Below are 427 nucleotides of genomic sequence, written 5' to 3' on the forward strand. Positions count from 1 at the left end.
GGCGGGGCCTGTTCCGTCTCCAGCAGGGTCAGGCGCAGCGGGCCGGGGCAGCGCAGGTCGAAGCCGCGCAGCCGGTCGCGTTCCAGGAACGGGGCCCAGTCGCCGCCGGCGGGGATCTTGCGGGTGATGTCCGGGGTGACCCGGCCGTGCACGATCAGCTGCGGCGGGTCGGCCCCGGTGAACGCCGTGCGCAGCACCGCCTCGCAGTCGAAGACCGACTGCCAGGCGGCCCCGAACCGTTCGGCGTCCAGCGGCCCGTGCCAGACCCACACGAGCTGCTCGACATGCCGGCCGGTACCGGGCTGCGCGTCGCCCCCGGTGTAGAGGGCCGCCTGCTGCGCGGTGGGCGCGAACGCGGACGGGATCGGGGCGGTGGCGGTGGCGGCCAGTTCTTCCAGTACGTCCCGCAGCAGGGGGGCCTCTACAC

The 427-nt window shown here is 75.2% G+C and carries 1 pseudogene; it reads right to left on the bottom strand.

The features are described from left to right. A pseudogene (locus tag JHN63_RS52050) lies at positions 1–427 on the bottom strand (hypothetical protein); the annotation flags it as partial.

The organism is Streptomyces sp. MBT65 (assembly GCF_016612545.1).
Classification (GTDB): domain Bacteria; phylum Actinomycetota; class Actinomycetes; order Streptomycetales; family Streptomycetaceae; genus Streptomyces.